The sequence below is a fragment of the Streptomyces phaeolivaceus genome (assembly GCF_009184865.1).
Taxonomy (GTDB): domain Bacteria; phylum Actinomycetota; class Actinomycetes; order Streptomycetales; family Streptomycetaceae; genus Streptomyces; species Streptomyces phaeolivaceus.
The window spans coordinates 9552364-9568438 of the sequence record NZ_CP045096.1; the positions used below are offsets into that span (position 1 = coordinate 9552364).

The window sequence follows — 16075 nt, forward strand, 5'->3', positions numbered from 1 at the left end:
TCTGATTCCGACGGACGCGTCCGGGGCCTCGCCGAGGCCCCGGCCTCCGGCCTATCCGGCCGTCGCGAGGAACTGGGTGGCCGCCAACTCCGCGTACAGCGGGTCGGCGGCCACGAGTTCACGATGGGTGCCGACCGCGCGCACCCGGCCCGCGTCCATGACCACGATGCGGTCGGCCATCGTCACCGTCGACAGCCGGTGGGCCACCACCAGCACCGTCGTCGTACGGGCCACATCGGCGACCGTGTCCCGCAGCGCCGCCTCGTTCACCGCGTCCAGCTGACTGGTCGCCTCGTCGAGCAGCAGCAGCCGGGGGCGCCGCAGCAGGGCACGCGCGATGGCCACCCGCTGCCGCTCACCGCCGGACAGCTTGGTGCCCCGGTGGCCGACCAGGGTCTCCAGCCCCTGCGGCAGCTTCGCGACCAGACCGTCCAGCCGGGTCGTCTTCAACACCCGTGTCACGTCGCTCTCGTCGGCCCGCGGATTGCCGAGGAGCAGGTTGTCGCGCAGGGTCCCCGACAGCACGGGCGCGTCCTGCTCGACGTACCCGATCGCGGACCGCAGCCGCGACAGCTCCCACTCGGCGACATCCCGGCCGTCGACCGTGATCAGGCCCGCCTCGGGGTCGTAGAACCGTTCGATCAGCGAGAACACCGTGGTCTTGCCCGCGCCCGACGGGCCCACGAACGCCGTCATGCCCCGGGCCGGGACCTCGAAGGTCACCCCGTGGTGGACGTACGGCAGATCGTCGGCGTACCGGAAGCGGACCTCGTCGAAGGCGAGTGCGGCGGGCTCGGCGTCCGGGGCCGGCAGCGGGGCCGGACGCGCCGCCGGTTCGGCGGGCAGGCGCAGCGCCTCCTGGACGCGGGCGAGCGCGGCGGCACCGGTCTGGTACTGGGTGATCGCGCCCACGACCTGCTGTATCGGCGACATCAGATAGAACACGTACAGCAGGAACGCCACCAGTGTGCCCACGTCGATCGCACCGGTCGCGACCCGGGCGCCGCCCACCGCCAGCACGGTGATGAACGCGATCTGCATGGCGAGCCCGGCCGTGTTCCCGGCCGCCGCCGACCACTTGGCGGCCCGCACGCTCTGCCGCCACGACTCCTCGGCCGCCGCGTGGATCGTCTCCTCCTCGCGGTGCTCGGCACCGGACGCCTTCACCGTGCGCAGCGCGCCGAGGATCCGCTCCAGCGAGGCGCCCATCGCGCCGACCGCGTCCTGCGCGGCCCTGCTCGCCCGGTTGATCCGGGGCACGATCACCCCGAACACCAGGCCCGCGCCCACGATCACCCCCAGCGTCACGGCCAGCAGCACCGGGTCCACCAGACCCATCAGCACCACCGTCGCGACGAGCGTCAGCCCGCCGGTGCCGAGGCCCACCAGGGTGTCCGTGGTGACCTCGCGCAGCAGGGTGGTGTCGGAGGTGATCCGGGCCATCAGATCGCCCGGTTCGCTGCGGTCCACCGCCGTGATCCTCAGCCGCAGCAGATACGAGGACAGGGCGCGCCGCGCGCCGAGCACCACCGACTCGGCCGTGCGCCGCAGCACGTACGAACCCACCGCGCCCACGGCCGCGTTGGTGACCACCAGCACGGACATCAGGACCAGCGCCCAGGTGATGGTCCGGTCGTGCGAGAGGTCGTCGATCAGCTCCCGGGCCACCAGCGGCAGCGCGAGGCCGGTGGCTCCGGTGACGAGGGACAGCAGCGCGCCCAGCAGCAGTGCCCAGCGATGGGGTCGTACATAGCCGAGCAGCAGCCGCCAGGTGGGCGGCTGCCGCTCGGCCGTGGTCTCAGGGGTGCTCACGAAGCTCCTCGGCGAATCGGTCGGGGAGTGGGGACGGGGCGCGGAGCTTCAGCCTACGTCGGACCCCCGGAGCACCGGGAACGACTTTCAACCGCCCAGCAGCACCCTCCGGTCCCGGGCGACGGCGAGTACGGCCGGTGCCCTGCCCCTACCGTCGGCGGCGGGATCCGGATACTCGTCGAGCATCCGCGCCAGGACCTCGCCCGGACCCAGTTCGAGATAGGTGTCCACGCAGTCCCGGCGCAGCAGGTCGACCGCGTCCGAGAACCGCACCGGATCACGCAACTCCCGTACCCAGAACTCCGGTTCGGCCGCCTCGGCCTCGACGGGCCTCGCCGTGACGTCGGAGATCAGCGGGGTGTGCGGGGGCCGCAGCTCCATGGTCCGCAGTACCTCGCGGTAGGCGTCCAGGAGCGGATCGAGGTGCGGCGAGTGGGCGGCCAGGTCCACCCGCAGCAGCCGGGTCCGGCGGCCCCGGTCCGCCCAGCGGTCGTGGACGGCCGTCACCGCGTCCCGGTCGCCCGAGACGACCAGCGCCCGGGGGCCGTTGACCGCCGCGACCACCACCCCGGGCGCCGGCTCCAGCTCGTCCGGGGCGACCTCCAGCGCCGCCATCGCCCCCGGGGTGGCGACCGCCCCCATGAGCCGGGACAGCGTGCCCACCGCCCGGCAGGCGTCGGCGAGGGAGAAGACCCCGGCGGCGTGGGCGGCGGCCATCCGCCCCGCCGAGTACCCGAACAGCACGTCCGGCCGCAGGTCCCGGCTCCGCAGCAGGCGGTACTGCGCGACCTGGAGCGCGAAGACCGCCGGGTTGGCGAAGGCGATCCGGTCGAGCAGCGCGGCCGTCCGCGTACCTGCCTCGGCGAACATCACATCCCGCAGCGGTACGTCCAGATACGGGTCCAGGGCCGCGCAGACCTCGTCGAGGGCCTCCGCGAACACCGGGAAGGACGCGTACGGTTCGCGTCCCATGCCCGGCCGCTGCGAACCACCGCCGGAGAACAGGAACGCCGTCCGGCCCAGCTCCGGCGCCGCGGGGACGGCCGGGACCGCCGCCGGTGGGGCCGTCAGCCGCTCCACCACGTCCCGCGCCGACCCGCACACCACGATCCGTTCCAGGTCCCCGGGGTGCAGGAAACCCTCGTCGTGGGCATGCCGGAGGAAGGCCAGCAGCGGACGGTAGAAGCCCGTCGGGTCGAGGAGGAGGCACGGCTTGCGGTGGATGCGCAGCTGCGCCCACGCCAGCGCCTCGAACAGTTCCTCCGCCGTGCCCAGACCCCCGGGCAGCGCCACGAACGCGTCGCCCGACTCGGCCATCCGCGCCTTGCGTTCATGGAGATCGCCCACCACCTGAAGCTCGGTGAGCCCGGGATGCGCGATCTCGTACGGCAGCATCCGGCGCGGGATCACCCCGGTCACCGCGCCCCCGGCCGCCAGCGCCGCGTCGGCGACCGCGCCCATCAGCCCGGTACGGGCACCCCCGTAGACCACCCGGAGCCCGGCCCCGGCGAGCGCCGCCCCCAGCTCGGCGGCGGCCCGCAGATGCTCCGGACGACGGCCGGACGAGGCCCCGCAGAACACGGTCACCCCGGTCACCGCCACAGTGCGTACCCCCGGGTGAGGATCCCGTACGGGTCGTACTGCGCCTTGGCCCGCGCGAGCCCCTCGTACGCGTGCCCGAAGTGCGCCCGCCAGTCCTCCGGCGCCATCGGCACCGCACTGGCCGGGTACAGCACCCCGCCCACCTCCCGGGCCCGCTCGTGGACCGCCCGGTTGGCGGCCACCAACCGCCGTACACCGTCCGGGTCCCCCGGCGGTGCCGTGCGCATCAGCGAGAGCAGGCAGAGCCGTTCGCCCCTGGGCCGGCGCAGCAGCGGGGCGCGCAGGGCGGCGCCGTCGAGGGGGCGGAGCTGGACCGCCCCGCAGGTGCGCAGCCCGTGCTGGGCCGGGTCGGCGAGCACGGCCGGGACGAAGGACGCGGCGGCCTCCTCCGGCAGCAGCAGCGTCAGCCAGGGATGCGGACGCGTCCACTCGCCGGTGACCCGCAGCAGCCGCTCGTCGCGGTCGGGCCGACGCAGGTACTCCGCGTACCCGAGGTCCTCGATCTCCTCGATGTCGTGGTCGTGGGCCAGCCCGCCGATCAACAGGGCGTCGTCGGGCGGCAGTCGGCCCGCGTGCGGGGCGACCGCCTCGACCACGTACTCCCAGGTGCCGCCCACGGCAGGCCGGGCCTGACCGGAGACATGGCTGAAGCGGTCGTCCCGGGCGAGCCGGCGCTGATCGGCGAAGTACGTCGCCGGGTCCTGGTGGTAGAGGCGGTAGCGGCGCACGAGGGTGGGCGCGGGCACCAGCCGGAGGGTGGCGCGGACGATCAGCGCGCACTGGCCGAGGCCCGCGAGGACGGCGTGGAACAGGTCCCGGTGCCGCTCGCGGGAGCAGGTGACCGCCTCCCCGGCGCCGGTGACGACGTCCAGTTCGCGCACCTGGTCGGCGACCACACCGTGGCGGTGGCTGGCGCCGCCGAAGCCACCGGTGACGAGCACCCCGCCGACACTGCCGCCGAGATGGTCGGGGAGCACCGGCGGGGTCAGCCCCTCGGCGAGGGCGACCCGGACGACATCGCTCCACAGCGCGCCCGCCCCGGCGACCAGCAGTCCTTCGTCCGGCAGACAGCGGACCTCGTTCAGCGCGCCCATGTCGACGACACAGCCGCCGTCCACCTGCCCCTGCCCGTAGAGCGCGTAGCCGCCGCCGCGCGCCGACACCGGCAGCCGGCGCGCGGTCGCGTGCGCCAGGACGTCCTGGATCTCGGCGGTCGAGCGGGGGGTGTGGACGCTCAGCGGTCGGGACGTGACGATGTGACCGAAATCGTCCGAGGCCCGCGCGAGACACGCGTCGACGTCCGGCCGTGAAACAGGACCGGATATTCCCGTCATACCGATTCCCGTCATGCCGCGCGCTCCAGGGATCCGAGGTCGAAGCCGTTCCCGGAAATCGGGGTTTCGAAAATCTCGGCGAAGACCCGGTGCTGCAGGAATCCGTGCTCGGCGTGCCGCTCGGCGATCAGACCGGCCATGCGCGCCAGGATGTGTTCGGGAAGATTCCGTTTGTGGAGCGTCTCCAGATTCAGTGAATATTTCGCGCAGCATTCCAGGACGGCCTCGAAGCCGTTGACGGACGCCGCGAACCAGCGATGATGTGGATCTTGCCAGAGCGTGGCGAGTTCGTCGAGCAGTCCCCGCTCGGGGGCCGGAGGGGCGAGCATCACCCGGGCCCGACGGGTGAGCGCGGCGACGTACTCGGCACGCTCGGGGACCGGCAGCAGCCGTACGCTCAGCCGCCAGCCCAGATCGTCCCGGCGGGCGGACAGCTCCCGCAGCAGGGAGATCGAACCGCCCTCGACGATCACGAACCGATGCCGGGCGCCCAGCTCGTCCACCGTTCTGACCAGCGCGTCCGTCGCCTCCGCCGCACACAGGTCACCGTCGGCCACCGTCCGGTCGCCCAGCCAGTACCGGTGCACGCCCGGTACCGCCGCGCCCGCGCGGGCGCTGGTGGTGGCCAGGTCCGTGAAGCACTGCAGTCGGTCCGCGACGACGACTGGGGCGCCGGTCACCCGGGCCAGATCCGTGGCCGCCGCGCTCTTCCCGACGCCGGTCGGCCCGGCGATGAGGTGGACGAAGGGTGGTGCCTCGGAGGGTGTTCCGCTGTCGGCCATGGCTGGGTGCCGCCTCCTGGTTCCGGAGCTTGCACGAGAGAGTTGATCAACATCAAGTTACGCAGGACCGGTCCGCGCAAACACCAGAAGTACGCCTCGACAAGGCAAAGAGATGGCTACTTTCCTCTCGCTTCGTTAAAGGTTGAATTCCGGTGTGCGGAAGGTTGGATTCCGCAAGATAGGGCGCGCTATAAGAGGGCCGTGGGTTCCTTTGGCCGGGCGTTGTTCCTCACCCGTTTCTCATGTTTCCACTGTCCGAAAAAATTCCTTCACAGAAGGGCCGTGCCATGCGGAACGACATGCTTCTCGCGCTCACCGAGACTCTCCCCGAGCAGCGCGCGGAGGGCGCCGTGCTCGTCGGCCACGGGGCCGTGGACGAGCTCAACCGGTACGCCGTCACCCCCGGCTGGACCGTGCACGTGCCCGGCCACCCCGACGAGGTGCGCCACGCGGTCACGGCCGCCGTCGCCCACGGGGAACACGCGTACATCCATGTCTCGGCCCGCTCCAACGCCTCCCCGCACGACACCGCGGGCGGCTTCCGGCTCGTCCGGCCGGGCCTCGACGGTGTCGTCCTCGCCGTGGGCGCCGCCCTCGATCCCGTGCTGCGCGCCACCACCGGACTCGACCTCGCCGTCCTCTACGCCACCACGATCCGCCCCTTCGACGAGATCGGTCTGCGCACGGCCGTCCTCGCCGCCGACCACGCCGACGTCGTCCTCGTCGAGCCCTGCCTGCCAGGCACCTCGGCCGGCCGTGTCGCCGAGACCCTCGTCCATGTACCGCACCGCCTGCTGGCCCTGGGCGACGCCGACGGCCTGGACGAGAAGGTGATCGCCCAGGCCGTGCGGGAGTTCATGCGCTGACGGGAGCGGCTACCGCGCCCCGGGCGCCCCGGGCGCGGCGAGGGTGGCGAGCGGGGCGTCGAGATCCGCGGGGCGCGGGCGGTTGTGCGGCAGTCTGCTCAGGATCGCCGCCATGCCGCAGGTGTCGGTGACCGCCGAGAGGACGAGGCCGCCCGCGACCCCGGCCGAGAGCAACTGCCAGGCCGGGTACGGCAGTCCGAGGCCCAGCCCGACGAGGACGAGCGCACCGGCGGTGAACCGCACCTGCCGCTCCATGTCCCAGCCGGCCCGCGCCCCGCCGGACGGGCGGTGCAGCTCATGGCCACCGGCCGCCCAGGCGTGCGTACCGCCGGCGAGATCCGCCGCCGTGACGCCGTGCTCGGTGAGGAACGCGCAGGCCTTCGCCGAGCGGGCGCCCGACCGGCAGACGATCAGCGGCTCGGCGTCGGACCGAGACTCCTTGAGGACGGGCAGCGCGCGCTCCGGCTGGTCGAGGGGGATGTTCACGGCGCCGGGGACATGGCCGGAGGCGTACTCGCCGGGGGTGCGGACATCGACGACGGTCAGCTCGGACAGCCGGGCGCGGACCTGGTCGACGCCGAGGAGCTGAGGAGCGGGGGAGTGGAGGACATCGTGGCCTGCGATCCTTTCCTGCGGGGGGCGGTAAAATACCCCCAAGGGTATGTAGAGGAGTGGAGTGGTCGTGGAGCTGCAGTTCGAAGGCGATGAGCTGAAGTCGGTGCTCAACCGGCTGCGGAGGGCCCAGGGGCAGATCTCCGGAGTGATCAGGATGATCGAGGAGGGGCGGGACTGCGAGGACGTCGTCACCCAGCTCGCCGCCGCCTCCCGTGCCCTGGACCGGGCGGGTTTCGCGATCATCGCCACCGGGCTGCAGCAGTGCCTCACCGACGCCGAGAAGGACGGGCGGAACGGCGAGACGAACGAGCAGATGCGGGCGCGACTGGAGAAGCTGTTCCTGTCGCTGGCATGAGGGGCGCTCTCGGCCTGGGGCCGTGGCTCAGCCGAGCGAGGTGACCGTGTCGACCAGCATGGACGCGGCCACGGCCAGCAGTACCCAGGCGAAGATCCGCCGGAGGGTGTCCCCGGAGACCTTGTCGGCCAGCCGCCGGCCGTCCCAGGCGCCGAGGATCGCCGCCCCGGCGAAGGGGGCGACCACCGCCCAGTCGAGCCCCTCGGCGGCGCCGGTCCGGCCGGCGGGCGCGGGTACGAGTTCACGGTGATGACCAGCAGGCTGGTGCCGACGGCGTCCCGCATCCGCAGGCCCACGACGTTCACCAGGGCCGGTACGGCGAGGAAGCCGCCACCCACCCCGAGGATCCCGGTGACCCCGCCGAGCCCCGCGCCGGACAGGGCGACCCGGCCCGGCCGTACCGTCGACTCCGCCCGCCGTGTCCCCGAGGGGCGCAGCATCCGGTAGGCGGCCAGCCCCGCGACCAGGGCGAAGGTCCCGGTCGGCAGCGTGCCCGGCAACCGTGCCGACAGCGCCCCGCCGAGAGCCGCGGGCACCAGTCCCGCCGCCGCGAACAGTGCCCCGCCGAGAGCCGCGGGCACCAGTCCCGCCGCCGCGAACAGTGCCCCGCCGAGAGCCGCGGGCACCAGTCCCGCCGCCGCGAACAGTGCCCCGCCGCGCAGCCGGACCGTACCGGCCCGTAGATGCGCGGCCAGCCCGGTCGCCGAGGTGACCGTCACGATCACCAGACTCGCCGTGGCCGCCGTGGCCGCCGTGGCCGCCGTGGCCGGACCGAACCCGAGCAGATAGACCAGCGCGGGCACGGCGAGCACACTGCCACCGCCGCCCAGCGCCCCCAGCGACAGCCCGATCACGCCCCCAGCGACAGCCCGATCACGCCCCCGGCGAGCAGGGCGAGAACGAGCGCGCTCACCGGGCCGGGACACCGCTGGCGACACCGGCGGGGGTGGAAGCGGGCGCGAAGGCGGCGAGGGCCGCGTCCGTGGTGGGTGCGACGCCCGGCGCGGAGCCCGGTGTCGCCTTGGTCTTGGCGTTGGTCTCGGTCTTGATGTCGGTCGTGGTCTCGGTCGTGGTCTCGGTGCCGGCCATGGGCAGGCCGGCGGTCGTCGCCGAGGCGAAGCCGTCGTCCACGGCGACGACGGAACGGCCGGCCGCGTCCAGCAGGGACGCGGCGATGGCGGCACGCATGCCCCCGGCACAGTGAACCCACACCGTGCCGTCGGGTATCTCGCCGAGCCGGTCGCGGAGTTGGTGGACCGGAATGTGCACCGACCCGGCCAGGTGCCCGGCGGCGGCGCGTTCGGCGGTGCGGCGGACGTCGAGGATCACGGCCTTGCCGCCCGGGGGCCCTCGGCGGCACGTGCCTCGGCAAGATCGGCGAAGGTGCCGCGCGGGAAGGACCGCGGGCGCTCACCCTCGCGCAGCCAGTCGGCGGGGGAGCCGGTGGTCGCCGCGGCCGGACGGTCGATGCCGACGCGTACCAACTCACGCTGTGCGTAGGCCAGTTGTCCGGGGGAGTCGGCGAGCAGTGTCACCGGCTTGCCCCACGGCAGCAGCCAGGCCAGACAGGTGGCGAGCCGCCCCGCCGTCTCGAAGTTCACCGCCCCGGCGACATGCCCCTCGGCGAACGCCACCCGGTGGCGCAGATCCACCACCCACTCGCCCGCCGCCAGCCGCGCGGCGATCTCCTCGGCACCGGCCGGGGCGGGCGGTGTCAGATCCACCGGCGCCGGCCCTTCCGCGTTGGCGGGACCCATGCGCGCGTAGTACGCCGGTACGTCGTCGAGCGCCGCCAGCAGCTCCGCGACGAACGTGTCCGCGTCCTTGACCAGGGCCTCGTTGCCGACCCGCTCCCGCCCGATCGTCGACGTGTCGCTCGCGGACCGCCCGGCGGAACAGAAGCTCCCGAGCCGTGCGTGGGCAGAACGGCCGTCTCCTCCGGCAGCGTCTCGGCCGGCCGGTGCGCCGACGCGTGCTGGGCGCGGGCCGGCTCGCCCGTGAGCCGGGGCTCGACGAGATCCGGCCGCCCGACCGTGCCGATCAGCAGCGACCCACCGGTGAACGCGGCCACCGCCACACCGCTCTCCTCCAGCACGTACGCCATGTGGTGCGGGGTGTGCCCCGGCGTGGCGATCGCGCGCAGCGTCAGCTCCGCGTCGATCTCCACCGTGTCGCCGTCGTGCGCCGGCACCCGCTCGTAGGCGACCCGCGCCCCGGCGGGCACCGGATAGGCGGCACCGGTCAGCCGGGCGAGTTCCAGCCCGCCGGCGACGTAGTCGTTGTGGACGTGCGTCTCGACGACGTACGCGATCCGCGCGCCCCGCCGGGCGGCTGCCGCGATCACCCGGTCGATGTCACGCGGCGGATCGACCGCCGCGGCGCCGCTCGGGCCACCCGCCAGATAGCCCCGGTTGCCCAGCCCCGGCACCTCGATGGTGTCGACGAAGTACATGGCAGCGCTCCTCTCCTAGCTCGCTCAAATTACCCCCGGGGGTATATGGGCAACCGTAGCAGAGATACCCAGGGGGGTATCCAGGCGCTGTGGGTCGGCGGGCGGGAACAGTCCCGCGCACAGGTGTTCCGGGCGACCTTTTCGGCCACGGTTCCGCCCACCCGGGAGGCCCTACCCGCTGGTCACTCCGTAGGGTGACCATGGGCGGGCGACCGCCCCATCTCGGATCGACGGAAGGGTTCACCATGGCGCAGGAAGTACGCGGCGTGATCGCACCGGGCAAGAACGAACCGGTGCGGATCGAGACGATCGTCGTACCCGACCCGGGGCCGGGGGAGGCCGTGGTGAAGGTGCAGGCGTGCGGGGTGTGCCACACCGATCTGCACTACAAGCAGGGCGGCATCAACGACGACTTCCCCTTCCTGCTCGGCCATGAGGCCGCCGGTGTGGTGGAGTCGGTCGGCGCCGGGGTCACGGACGTCGCCCCCGGCGACTTCGTGATCCTCAACTGGCGTGCGGTGTGCGGCAACTGCCGGGCCTGTCGACGCGGGCGCCCCTGGTACTGCTTCAGCACGCACAACGCCACCCAGAAGATGACCCTCGCCTCGACCGGTCAGGAACTGTCCCCGGCGCTGGGCATCGGCGCGTTCGCGGAGAAGACGCTCGTCGCCGCCGGACAGTGCACCAAGGTCGACCCGGCCGCCGCGCCCGCCGTCGCCGGACTGCTGGGCTGCGGCGTCATGGCGGGCATCGGCGCCGCGATCAACACCGGCAACGTCGGCCGGGGCGACTCGGTCGCCGTGATCGGCTGCGGCGGTGTCGGCGACGCGGCGATCGCCGGGTCCCGGCTGGCCGGCGCCGAGAAGATCATCGCCGTGGACATCGACGACCGGAAGCTGACCACCGCCAAGAGCATCGGCGCCACCCACACGGTCAACTCCAAGGACACCGACCCCGTCGAGGCGATCCGCGAGCTGACCGGCGGCTTCGGCGCCGACGTCGTCATCGAGGCGGTGGGCCGCCCGGAGACGTACAAGCAGGCGTTCTACGCCCGCGACCTGGCCGGCACGGTCGTCCTCGTCGGCGTGCCCACCCCGGAGATGAAGCTCGAACTCCCCCTCCTGGACGTCTTCGGCCGCGGCGGCTCCCTCAAGTCCTCCTGGTACGGCGACTGCCTGCCCTCCCGCGACTTCCCCATGCTGATCAACCTCTATCTCCAGGGCCGCCTGGACCTGGAGGCGTTCGTCACCGAGACCATCGGACTCGACGACGTGGAGAAGGCGTTCGAGCGGATGCACGGCGGCGACGTCCTGCGCTCGGTGGTGGTCCTCTGATGGCCGCGCGCATCGAACACCTCGTCACCTCGGGCACGTTCAGCCTCGACGGCGGCACCTGGGACGTCGACAACAACGTCTGGCTCGTCGGTGACGACCACGAGGTGATCGTCATCGACGCCGCCCATGACGCCGACGCCATCGCCGAGGCCGTGGGCGAGCGCCGGCTGTCGGCCATCGTCTGCACCCACGCCCACAACGACCACATCGACGCCGCGCCCGCCCTCGCCGAGCGCACCGGCGCGCCGATCTGGCTCCACCCGGACGACCTGCCGCTGTGGAAGCAGACCCACCCGGACCGCCTCCCGGACCACTGGCTGGCCGACGGCCAGGTCATCGAGGCCGCCGGTGCCGACCTGACCGTCCTGCACACGCCCGGCCACGCACCGGGTGCCGTCTGCCTGTACGACCCGGGCCTCGGCACGGTCTTCACCGGCGACACCCTCTTCGCCGGCGGCCCGGGAGCCACCGGTCGCTCCTACTCCCACTTCCCGACCATCATCGACTCCATCCGCGACCGCCTCCTCGCCCTCCCGCCCGACACGATCGTCCGCACGGGCCACGGCGACGGCACGACGATCGGGGCGGAGGCCCCGCAGCTGGAGGAGTGGATCGCGCGCGGTCACTGAGCACGCATGAACCCGTCGAGCCCGGCTGCCGCGAAGGCATGGCAGCCGGGCTCAGCCCTGAAGGGGCGCGGGGCTGTATCAATATGCGGCTCCGCCGCGTGGGCGCGACAGGCCACGACGAACCCGCAGCCGCCCGACCACGCACCCGACCGAGTCCTTGGGCGCCCCCCGAGAAAACCCGACAGAAGATGTCCGCCTTCCACGACACCCTCGTGTCGAAGCCACCGCGACGGACCCCGCGTCCACCAAGGTGGCACCCGTACACAGAGGAGACCGGACATGTCGAAGCCGCTCAACAACAAGGTCGCACTCGTCGCCGGAGCAACCCGAGGCGCCGGCCGCGGAATCGCCGTGGAACTCGGCGCCGCCGGGGCGACGGTCTACGTCACCGGCCGCTCCACCCGCGAACGACGATCCGAGTACGACCGCCCGGAGACCCTGGAGGACACCGCCGACCTGGTCACCGAGGCGGGCGGCCACGGCATCGCCGTACCCACCGACCATCTCGAACCGGCCCAGGTCCGGACCCTGGTGGACCGGATCAGCGAGGAGCAGGGCAGGCTCGACATCCTCGTCAACGACATCTGGGGCGGCGAGAAACTGTTCGAGTGGGAGAGCCCCGTCTGGGAGCACGACCTCGACAACGGCCTGCGGCTGCTGCGCCTCGCCGTCGAGACCCACGCCATCACCAGCCACTTCGCCCTGCCCCTGCTGCTGCGCCGGCCCGGCGGCCTGGTCGTGGAGATGACGGACGGCACGGCCGAGTACAACGCGGCCCACTACCGGGCCACCTTCTTCTACGACCTCGCCAAGTCCTCCGTCCTGCGCATGGCGTTCGCCCTCGGCCACGAGCTGGGCCCGCGCGGCGCCACCGCCGTCGCGCTCACCCCCGGCTGGCTGCGCTCGGAGATGATGCTCGAAGGGTTCGGCGTCACCGAGGACACCTGGCGCGACGCCCTCGACCGCGTCCCCCACTTCGCCATCTCGGAGACACCCCGGTACGTCGGCCGGGCCGTCGCCGCCCTCGCCGCCGACCCCGAGGTCGCCCGCTTCAACGGCGACTCCCTCTCCAGCGGCTCCCTCGCCCGGACCTACGGCTTCACCGACCTCGACGGCAGCCGCCCGGACGCCTGGCGCTACCTCGTCGAGGTCCAGGACGCGGGCAAGCCGGCGGACACCACCGGCTACCGCTGAACCGACGGCGGCGCCGACGGAGGTGCGTGCGGAGGTGCGTGCGGAGGGGTGAGCCCCGTCGTCGGGGCGGGCGGCAGCTGCCAACGCGCCCCGTGGCCGGGCGGCAGGGCGAGGTCCTCCCGTACGGCGGTGTAGTACGCCTCCCGCCCGGCGCGCTGCCGCTCCAGCAACACCTGCCAGGCCCCCGGGTCCCGCGTCCCGGCCCGCAGGAACTCCTCCATCCGCATCACCGTGACGACCCAGACCCGGGCCTTCTCCACCACCTCGGGACTGCCGAGCAGCAGCAGAGCCTCGCCGGAGGGGTCCCGGGCGGCCGTCGCCTCCGCCATCAGGGGCGCGGCCTTCTCCGGCGACAGCGGGTGGGGATGCGGGTCGTTGCCGAGATGGGAGGCGACCCGGTAGGTCAGCGTGATCGACTGCTTCAGGGCCTGTGCCCAGTCGGCGTACACCGCGAGCCGCCGCTCCTCCCAACGGGTCGCCCGCTCACGGCGGAACCGCACCTGTTCGCCCCGCATCACCACCAGGTACGAGCCGAACGCGCCTATCACCACACCGAGCAGGGCCGGGAGTTGCTGGATGAACGTCGACATGACCAGACGGTAGCGGGGGCGAAGATCGCGCCGCATCTGTCCCGGTGATCGGCGGCGCAGTACGTTCTGCCGTATGCATGATGCGACGGCACGCTTCGAGGGGTACGGGGTTCTCATCACGGGCGCGGCGCGCGGGATCGGCGCGGCGACGGCCCGGCGGCTGGCCGGGGAGGGCGCCCAAGTGCTCGTCACCGACGTGGACCTCGCGGCGGCCGAGCGCACGGTGACGGAGCTGCGGGGAGAGGGGCTGGCCGCCGAGGCGTACCGGTGCGACGTCGGGGACCGGGAGTCCGTGGAGGCGGCGGTCGCGCACACGGTGACGACCCTCGGCTCCCTCGACGTCCTGGTCAACAACGCCTTCGGCTGCACCCCGGACACACCGCTCTTCGAGGACACCACGGACGAGACCTGGGCCCGCGACCTCGACCTCACCCTGACCAGCGCGTTCCGCTGCTCCCGCGCGGCCCTGCCGCATCTGGTGGCCTCGGGGCGCGGCGCCATCGTCAACATCGGCTCCGTCAACGGCCTCCAGGCCTTCGGCAACCACGCCTACAGCGCCGCCAAAGCCGGTCTCACCTCCCTCACCCGCACCCTCGCGAGCGATGCCGCGCCCCGTGGTGTCCGCGTCAACCTGGTCGCCCCCGGCACGATCCGCACCCCCGGCTGGGCGGGCCGCGAGTCCCACCTCGACGATCTCGCCGAGATCTACCCCCTCGGCCGTGTGGGCGAGCCGACCGACATCGCGGCGGCGGTGGCCTTCCTGGCCTCCAGGGACGCGTCCTGGATCACCGGCACGACCCTCCGCGTGGACGGCGGCCTACTGGCCGTCAACACATCGTTCGACAGGGCGGCACGGGCCTGGCGGGAGGTGGAAGGGGACGTGCCCCGGTAGGGGCGCGGGGCCGCTCACCCCATCGCGGCCACAATCCCGTCCCAGAACCGAGCCCGTGCCTCCAGAGCCAGCACCGCCGTCTCCACGGCCTCCTCCCACCGCCCCTCCACCCCACCGCACAGATCCGCCACCATCGCCATCGCCATCGGCGTGTGCTCCTCGCCGTCCACCTCGATGTGCCGCGCGAGATAGTCGCAGAACAACGGGAACCGCTCCGTCCCCTCCTTCTTGATCACCTGGTCGAACATGTCCGGGATCAGGTCCTCCCGGCTGAACGCGAACGCCGCCGCCCGGCAGTGCAACGGCCGCTCCCCGATGATCCCGAAGGTCGTCCGGACGAACTCGGCGGCCGGACCGGGCACCTGGGCGACCCGCAGCGCCGCCGACACCTCGTGCCCCTCGCCGACGAGCCCGAGGAAGGAGTCGAGCCGGGAGGTGTCCGCCCCGGCCTCGCCCATGCCCGACCGGTACAACTCGAAGTGACTGGTGAACCCGCCGTTCAGCTCGTCGCTCTCCTCGACGAGCACGATGTCGTTGATGAGCCGCCGGCTGACCTCGGACCCGCGCGGCACCCAGGGGACGTCCACACATGTCAGATCCCGCTGAAGGGACTTGAGGAGGGACATGAAGTCCCACACCGCGAAGGCATGGTGCTCCATGAACACCGCCATATCGGCGCGGCTGTCGATGCGCTGATAGATCGGGTGCGCGGTGACTTCTTTCCGTACGGGCTCGATCGCGGAGCGCGCCCGGTCGATTCCCTCGTGGTTCATATCCCAGTCGTACCTGGACATGACTCTCCTTCACTTTCGTGCAATTCCCCCGGATTCTGTTGGCGATGGTGCGCCTGTTCCGCTTGCCCCGGCAACAGCTTCCCAGAATTACCGAAAGTTACCCAGCCGTAATACTCGACGAAAGGCGTCAAGGCATCTGAAAGTCCGTCATAAACGCACGATCCGGACACCTCGAAAAAGTTCGTTGAGATTTGAACGGGGCCTTGGTTCCTCCCGTATTCGACGTCGTGAGCAGGAATCCCGTTACCGTCACCCTCGCGTACCACGTGGTGCCGGGGCGCGAGGCCGACTTCCATTCCTGGGGGTGGGCCGTGCTGCGTACGAGTGCGCGGCAGCCGGGCTTTCTGGGGGGTGGCGTACTTGTCGACGGAGAGGCTGAGTGGCATGTGGTCTACCGCTTCGACAGCGAGGATTCGGCTCGGACCTGGGAGAACTCCGTGGTCTGGGCGCAGTGGTCGGCCCGCGCCGACGGTCTGGCCCAGGAGACCGGACGTCGGAGCATCACGGGTTCGAGGGCCTGGTTCGATTCCCAGACCTCCCGGACCCCGGCGCCGGCCGGACCTCCGGGGCCACCCCCGAAATGGAAACTGTGGTTGGTGAATATGAGCGCGGTCTTCCCGCCCGTGCTCTTATTCAACCTGGCGATTCTTCCCTATCTCAACGACCTGAATCCGCTTTTCCGTACACTTCTGCTGTGTCTGTCCGTGACAGCCATCGTCACCTGGATCCTCATGCCGAGACTCCAGCGATTCCTGAAGAAATGGCTGTATCCGCCGCTGCAGGCGCTGCGCGGCCGGCACAAACGACGGACCGCCTAGGTCCGA

Annotated in this window: 14 protein-coding genes and 2 pseudogenes; 7 read left to right on the forward strand and 9 right to left on the reverse strand. The window is 72.2% G+C overall.

The genetic code is table 11. The annotated features are described in order from the left end of the window. Window positions 1-51: 51 nt before the first annotated feature. From F9278_RS43470 to F9278_RS43485, 4 genes are all read right to left on the reverse strand, one after another. The gene (locus F9278_RS43470) at window positions 52-1812 is read right to left on the reverse strand and encodes an ABC transporter ATP-binding protein (protein ID WP_152173234.1); all 1761 of its coding nucleotides are present in this window, start codon (window positions 1810-1812) and stop codon (window positions 52-54) included. 87 nt (window positions 1813-1899) lie between these two features. Further along, window positions 1900-3408, reverse strand: a complete 1509-nt coding sequence (locus tag F9278_RS43475; RefSeq protein WP_226967192.1) for a TIGR00730 family Rossman fold protein — start codon at window positions 3406-3408, stop codon at window positions 1900-1902. Further along, entirely contained in the window at window positions 3405-4763 is a 1359-nt protein-coding gene (locus F9278_RS43480; RefSeq protein WP_226967193.1) for an FAD-binding protein, read from the reverse strand. The genes F9278_RS43475 and F9278_RS43480 overlap by 4 nt, the downstream gene beginning before the upstream one ends. Next, window positions 4760-5530 (reverse strand): isopentenyl transferase family protein, encoded by a 771-nt coding sequence (locus tag F9278_RS43485; RefSeq protein ID WP_152173236.1) that lies wholly within the window; start codon window positions 5528-5530, stop codon window positions 4760-4762. Before F9278_RS43485 ends, F9278_RS43480 begins: the two co-directional genes overlap by 4 nt. 287 nt (window positions 5531-5817) lie before the next feature. On the opposite strand from F9278_RS43485, the gene F9278_RS43490 reads away from it, so the two are divergent. Next, complete coding sequence (locus F9278_RS43490) at window positions 5818-6396, forward strand: transketolase (RefSeq protein ID WP_152173237.1); 579 nt, start codon at window positions 5818-5820, stop codon at window positions 6394-6396. Between the two features lie 9 nt (window positions 6397-6405). On the opposite strand, the gene F9278_RS43495 is transcribed toward F9278_RS43490, so the two are convergent. Beyond that, a complete protein-coding gene (locus F9278_RS43495; protein ID WP_152174502.1) occupies window positions 6406-7020 on the reverse strand; it encodes a rhodanese-like domain-containing protein in 615 nt (204 codons plus the stop codon). A 58-nt stretch (window positions 7021-7078) separates the two neighbouring features. Between F9278_RS43495 and F9278_RS43500 the strand changes: the two genes are divergently transcribed. Continuing rightward, window positions 7079-7366: a metal-sensitive transcriptional regulator gene (locus F9278_RS43500; RefSeq protein ID WP_086756759.1), complete on the forward strand. Its 288-nt coding sequence runs from the start codon at window positions 7079-7081 to the stop codon at window positions 7364-7366. Between the two features lie 27 nt (window positions 7367-7393). Here F9278_RS43500 and F9278_RS43505 read toward each other — a convergent pair. After that, a pseudogene (locus F9278_RS43505) lies at window positions 7394-8220 on the reverse strand (sulfite exporter TauE/SafE family protein). Between the two features lie 55 nt (window positions 8221-8275). Then, window positions 8276-9818, reverse strand: a pseudogene (locus F9278_RS43510) (MBL fold metallo-hydrolase). 245 nt (window positions 9819-10063) lie between these two features. Here F9278_RS43510 and F9278_RS43515 point away from each other — a divergent pair. The 3 genes from F9278_RS43515 (at window position 10064) to F9278_RS43525 (ending at window position 12975) form a co-directional block, all read left to right on the forward strand. Further along, on the forward strand, window positions 10064-11152 hold the full coding sequence (locus tag F9278_RS43515) for an S-(hydroxymethyl)mycothiol dehydrogenase (protein ID WP_152173238.1): 1089 nt from the start codon (window positions 10064-10066) through the stop codon (window positions 11150-11152). Beyond that, entirely contained in the window at window positions 11152-11781 is a 630-nt protein-coding gene (locus tag F9278_RS43520) for an MBL fold metallo-hydrolase (protein ID WP_152173239.1), read from the forward strand. The genes F9278_RS43515 and F9278_RS43520 overlap by 1 nt, the downstream gene beginning before the upstream one ends. Before the next feature lie 279 nt (window positions 11782-12060). Continuing rightward, window positions 12061-12975 carry an SDR family oxidoreductase gene (locus tag F9278_RS43525; protein WP_152173240.1) on the forward strand — a complete coding sequence of 305 codons (915 nt, stop codon included), beginning with the start codon at window positions 12061-12063 and terminating at the stop codon, window positions 12973-12975. Here the strand turns inward: F9278_RS43525 and F9278_RS43530 are convergent. Then, on the reverse strand, window positions 12966-13565 hold the full coding sequence (locus F9278_RS43530) for a hypothetical protein (protein ID WP_152173241.1): 600 nt from the start codon (window positions 13563-13565) through the stop codon (window positions 12966-12968). The two genes, F9278_RS43525 and F9278_RS43530, sit on opposite strands and share 10 nt — an antisense overlap. A gap of 73 nt (window positions 13566-13638) precedes the next feature. Between F9278_RS43530 and F9278_RS43535 the strand changes: the two genes are divergently transcribed. After that, the gene (locus F9278_RS43535) at window positions 13639-14457 is read left to right on the forward strand and encodes an SDR family NAD(P)-dependent oxidoreductase (RefSeq protein ID WP_152173242.1); all 819 of its coding nucleotides are present in this window, start codon (window positions 13639-13641) and stop codon (window positions 14455-14457) included. Window positions 14458-14471: 14 nt separating this feature from the next. Here the strand turns inward: F9278_RS43535 and F9278_RS43540 are convergent, their stop codons facing one another. Next, window positions 14472-15251 (reverse strand): DUF3050 domain-containing protein, encoded by a 780-nt coding sequence (locus F9278_RS43540; RefSeq protein WP_193241904.1) that lies wholly within the window; start codon window positions 15249-15251, stop codon window positions 14472-14474. A gap of 191 nt (window positions 15252-15442) precedes the next feature. Between F9278_RS43540 and F9278_RS43545 the strand changes: the two genes are divergently transcribed. Continuing rightward, window positions 15443-16069 carry an antibiotic biosynthesis monooxygenase gene (locus F9278_RS43545; RefSeq protein WP_152173243.1) on the forward strand — a complete coding sequence of 209 codons (627 nt, stop codon included), beginning with the start codon at window positions 15443-15445 and terminating at the stop codon, window positions 16067-16069. Window positions 16070-16075 lie beyond the last annotated feature (6 nt).